This window comes from Aeromicrobium sp. (assembly GCF_025965075.1).
Taxonomy (GTDB): Bacteria; Actinomycetota; Actinomycetes; order Propionibacteriales; family Nocardioidaceae; genus Aeromicrobium.
The window spans coordinates 1-4,270 of the sequence record NZ_JAOPXQ010000208.1 but is presented as its reverse complement, the minus strand read 5'-3'; the positions used below and the strand labels follow the sequence as shown (position 1 = coordinate 4,270).

Here is a 4,270-nt window from a genome sequence, read left to right as displayed (position 1 = left end):
CCACGACGCCGACACCCCCGCCGCGATCATCGAGCGTGGCTACTCCGACACCCAGCGGGTCACGGTCGGCACGCTGTCGACCCTGGCGGACGCCGCAGCGGCAGTCGGGGCCGAGTCTCCTGCGATCACGGTCATCGGCGACGTCGTGACCCTCTCCCCCGCCTGGGCGGGACCCCACCCCGCCTGACCCCGCTGGGCCTGACGTCTCCGCACGACACGGCCTGGCGTCTCGGGTCACCACGTCAGGCCCAGCAGGGCTTCCGCTCGCTCCGCTTCGCGGCCCGCAGGGTGCCGGCGTCGGCGTCCGGGATCGTGAACGCTCCCGGCGCACGACGACATACTGGTCCCATGCCCCTGCTCGGCCGGCTCCTCGTCGCAGCACTCCTGCTCGCGTCCCTGACAGCCTGCGGCGGGGACGAGCCCGCCGCGACGAGGCTCCCCGACGGCGTCACGGTCCACCTCGACCAGTCCCGGGTCCAGCGCCAGGGGCGGGTCGTCTTCCTTCGGGTCCACAACGGCACGAAGGCCCCGGTGACGGTCGAGCGGGCCGTCCTCACCTCCCCCAGGTTCAGCCCGGTGACGTGGTCCGGGGAGGAGGAGATCGGCGCGACGTACGAGACCGATCTCGAGATCACCCTGCCGAAGGGTCGCTGCGGCACCGACGTCGACGCCCGGGTCACGTTCACCTACCGCGTCGACGGGGGCGACCCGCGCAGGTCGACCACCCGGGCCGACGACCCGTACGGCAACGCCGCCGACTTCGTCGACCGGGACTGCGCCCAGCTGACGCTCGAGAAGGCCGCCGACGTCACGGTCGGCGAGCCCACGGTCACCGGCACCGGCCGGGGCTCGGTCCTGCACGTGCCGGTCACGATGACCCCGACCGGTGAGCGCGAGGACGTACGCTTCGCGGGCTTCGGCAGCACGGTCCTGTTCCGCCAGGCACCGGGCTCCCCCGCCGACGTCGACGTCCCGCTCGGGCGGGGCGAGCCGCCGGCGGAGCTGGACATGCAGGTCGTCCCGGCCCGGTGCGACCCGCACGCCCTCGCCGAGGACAAGGTCGGGCGACTGTTTCCGGTCAAGGTCGTCGCCGACGACGTCAGCGACAACGCCTTCTACTTCCTGCCCCTCACCAAGGGCCAGCGGCTCGCCTTCTTCGACTACTTCCGGAGCACGTGCGGCCTAGCGTGAGGCGAGCCAGCGGGCGAAGTGCCGCTCGCCCCGGCGCATCACGAGGTGGTGCCCCACCGTGAAGACCGGGCGCAGCAGCCAGCCCGTCCGCCGCATCCACGGCCGGTCGGTCGCGACCCGCCAGTCGATGTCCATCGCGCTGCACGCCGGACCGAGGTCGACGAAGCTCACGACGCCCCGACCCCGCAGGTCACCCCTCGCGGCGAACGTCAGCCGGTCCGGCCGGTCGGCCACGAGGTCGGACAACGTGAACGTCACGACGTAGCCCAGACCGCTCGCCGCCCGCAGGCGCATGACGTCGCCGTCGTACCCCGTGACCTGCACCGACGGCCACCACACCATGGGGTCGTCGGTCGCCAGAAGCGCCTCCAGCGCATCCCACAGCTCCTGCCTGCCGCACGCCACGGTCCAGCGGGAGAGGAAGATGTACATCGGTCAATTCTCCGTGTCGCTGCCGGGACCGCCATCCGCGGTGGGATTGAATGCCGGGGAGTGGCCCTACGCGGTATGAGCGCGTGGGGCCTCAGCTCTGCTCCGTGTCGCCCGTCCGGCGCAGCCACCACAGCCCGACGAACGGCAGGACCAGCGGGATGAACCCGTAGCCCCGGCCGAAGTCCGACCACACCGTCTCGTCCGGGAACAGGTCGCCGTCGACGAGGGACAGCGCGCCGACGACCAGGACGCCGACCAGCTCGATCCCGATCGTGACCAGAGCCAGCCCGCGCAGGTTGCGGGCCAGCGCGTAGGTCGCGACGACGTACACGATGCCCGCGAACGCCGACAGGACGTAGGGCACGACGGTGTCGGACTCGACCTTGGTCGCGAGCTGAAAGATCGACCGCGCCGCCGCCGCGAGGGCGAAGACCGCATAGACGGCGACCAGCGCACGGCCGAAGCCGCGCGCGGTGTCGGAACGCTCAGGCATACGTGCCCTTCCAGATGTCGAGGACGCGCACGGTCAGCACCGCGACGCTCAGCATCGCCACGACGACGACGCCGGTGCCCCAGCGGGACTTCTCGGCGATGCCCCACAGGACCGCGGCCGGCGGGATCGCGACCATCGACACGAGATAGGAGACGAACAGGACGCCGTCCACGTCGCGCGAGGTCCGGCCGAGCGCGATGCAGCCGCCGACCAGCACGACGACCAGCACGACCTCCAGCACCGCGACGGCGTAGAACAGCGGATTGCTGAACTCGAGCCGGCGGTACATGTGCCAGCCGGCGAAGAGTGCCACCGCGACCGCGAGCGCCGCGACGCCGTATGCCACCTGATCAGTCACGCGCTGCCCTTGGTCGTGGCCGCCTCGGGCGAGGCGGCGTGGTTCGAGGATGTCCGACGCAGAGTCTCCCACGTCCGCCTCAGCTGAACGCGTTCTGCCCCGTCAGCGCCTGGCCCAGGATCAGGGTGTGCATCTCGACGGTGCCCTCGTAGGTCAGCACCGACTCGAGGTTGTTCATGTGCCGGATGACCGGGTACTCCAGCGAGATCCCGTTGGCGCCGAGGATCGTGCGGGACGTGCGGCAGATGTCGAGCGCCTCGCGGACGTTGTTGAGCTTGCCGAAGCTGACCTGCTCGGTCGTCAGACCGACGCTGTCCTTGCGGCGGCCGAGGTGCAGCGCCAGCAGCATCCCCTTGTGCAGCTCGAGGCACATGTCGGCGAGCTTGGCCTGGGTCAGCTGGAAGCCGCCGATCGGCCGGCCGAACTGCTCGCGCGTCCGGGAGTAGTCCAGCGCCGTCTCGTACGACGAGCGGGCCGCACCCATCGAGCCCCACACGATGCCGTAGCGGGCCTCCGTCAGGCACGACAGCGGCCCCTTGAGCCCGCGGACCTCAGGGAACATCGCGCCGGCCGGCAGGCGTACGCCCTCCAGCACGAGCTCCGCGGTCGCCGCGGCGCGCAGCGACATCTTGTGCTTGATGAGCCGGGCGCTGAAGCCCGGCGTGTCGGTCGGCACGGCGAACCCGCGGATGCCCTCGTCGGTCTGCGCCCACACGACCGCGACGTCGGCGAACGTGCCGTTGCTGATCCACATCTTGCCGCCGTCCAGGACCCAGTCGTCCCCGTCGCGGCGGGCCGTCGTGCGCATGTGCCCGGGGTCGGAGCCGTGGTCGGCCTCGGTCAGGCCGAAGCAGCCGACGATCTCGCCGGACCCCATGCCGGGGAGCCAGCGCTGCTTCTCCTCCTCGGTGGCGAAGGCCCAGATGGCGTACATCGCCAAGGATCCCTGCACCGACACCATCGAGCGGATGCCCGAGTCGCAGGCCTCCAGCTCCAGGCACGCCAGCCCGTAGTCGACCGACGACATGCCGGGGAGGGTGTAGCCCTCCAGGTGCATCCCGAGCAGCCCCAGCCGGCCGAACTCGCGGAAGAGCTCCCGCGGCGCCTCGACTCCTCCGGTCTCGAACCACTGGGCGATGTGCGGCTCGACGTCCCGGTCGAGCATCGCGCGGACACTGGAGCGGATCGCGACCTCTTCGGGCGACAGCAGGTCGTCGAGCGAGAGCGGGTCCAGGGGCACGAAGGAAGGAGCGGGCATGCGTTCACGGTATCCCGACGGGGGGCGACCTAGGATGAGACCCGAGGCCACGCCAACTTCTCGCGTGGACGACCCATCCCGGACCGAGGCGGCAGCGAATGGCACGTAGGAAGCTCCTCGGAAAGGGGACCACGGTGCCAGGACATGCCCAGCTGCGGCTCGCGGACGCACCGGCGTACGCGCCGGACGCCGTCGCGGACCTCAACGACCTGCTGACCCGTGTGGGTCGCGGGGACGAGCACGCCTTCGCCGAGGTCTACGACGCCCTCGCGGCCTCGGTCCATGGACTGGCCCGCCGGGTGATCCGCGACCCCGCCCGCGCCGAGGAGGTCTCCCAGGAGGTCTTCATCCAGGTGTGGCAGTCGGCCGCCCGCTTCGACGCCGCCCGTGGCAACGCCAAGAGCTGGGTGCTGACGCTGGCGCACCGCCGCGCCGTCGACGCCGTGCGCCACGACCAGGCCGCGACCAACCGGGAGAACAAGTACGACTGGTCCAACGGCCCCGACTACGACGAGGTCGAGGAGACCGTGACGATCAG

The 4,270-nt window shown here is 71.3% G+C and carries 6 protein-coding genes and 1 pseudogene; 3 read left to right on the top strand and 4 right to left on the bottom strand.

Going from position 1 to position 4,270, the window contains the following annotated elements:
• Window positions 1–187: pseudogene (locus tag JWQ91_RS12570) on the top strand (uroporphyrinogen-III C-methyltransferase); the annotation flags it as partial.
• Window positions 188–348: 161 nt separating this feature from the next.
• Entirely contained in the window at window positions 349–1,191 is an 843-nt protein-coding gene (locus JWQ91_RS12565) for a hypothetical protein (RefSeq protein ID WP_297784552.1), read from the top strand.
• On the opposite strand, the gene JWQ91_RS12560 is transcribed toward JWQ91_RS12565, so the two are convergent.
• From JWQ91_RS12560 to JWQ91_RS12545, 4 genes are all read right to left on the bottom strand, one after another.
• A complete protein-coding gene (locus JWQ91_RS12560; protein ID WP_297784550.1) occupies window positions 1,183–1,623 on the bottom strand; it encodes a hypothetical protein in 441 nt (146 codons plus the stop codon). The two genes, JWQ91_RS12565 and JWQ91_RS12560, sit on opposite strands and share 9 nt — an antisense overlap.
• Before the next feature lie 91 nt (window positions 1,624–1,714).
• Window positions 1,715–2,116: a hypothetical protein gene (locus tag JWQ91_RS12555; RefSeq protein WP_297784548.1), complete on the bottom strand. Its 402-nt coding sequence runs from the start codon at window positions 2,114–2,116 to the stop codon at window positions 1,715–1,717.
• Entirely contained in the window at window positions 2,109–2,474 is a 366-nt protein-coding gene (locus JWQ91_RS12550; protein ID WP_297784546.1) for a hypothetical protein, read from the bottom strand. The genes JWQ91_RS12555 and JWQ91_RS12550 overlap by 8 nt, the downstream gene beginning before the upstream one ends.
• A gap of 79 nt (window positions 2,475–2,553) precedes the next feature.
• A complete protein-coding gene (locus tag JWQ91_RS12545) occupies window positions 2,554–3,732 on the bottom strand; it encodes an acyl-CoA dehydrogenase family protein (protein ID WP_297784544.1) in 1,179 nt (392 codons plus the stop codon).
• Between the two features lie 134 nt (window positions 3,733–3,866).
• Between JWQ91_RS12545 and JWQ91_RS12540 the strand changes: the two genes are divergently transcribed.
• On the top strand, window positions 3,867–4,270 hold a 404-nt coding region (locus JWQ91_RS12540; RefSeq protein ID WP_297784543.1), incomplete at its 3' end, for a sigma factor.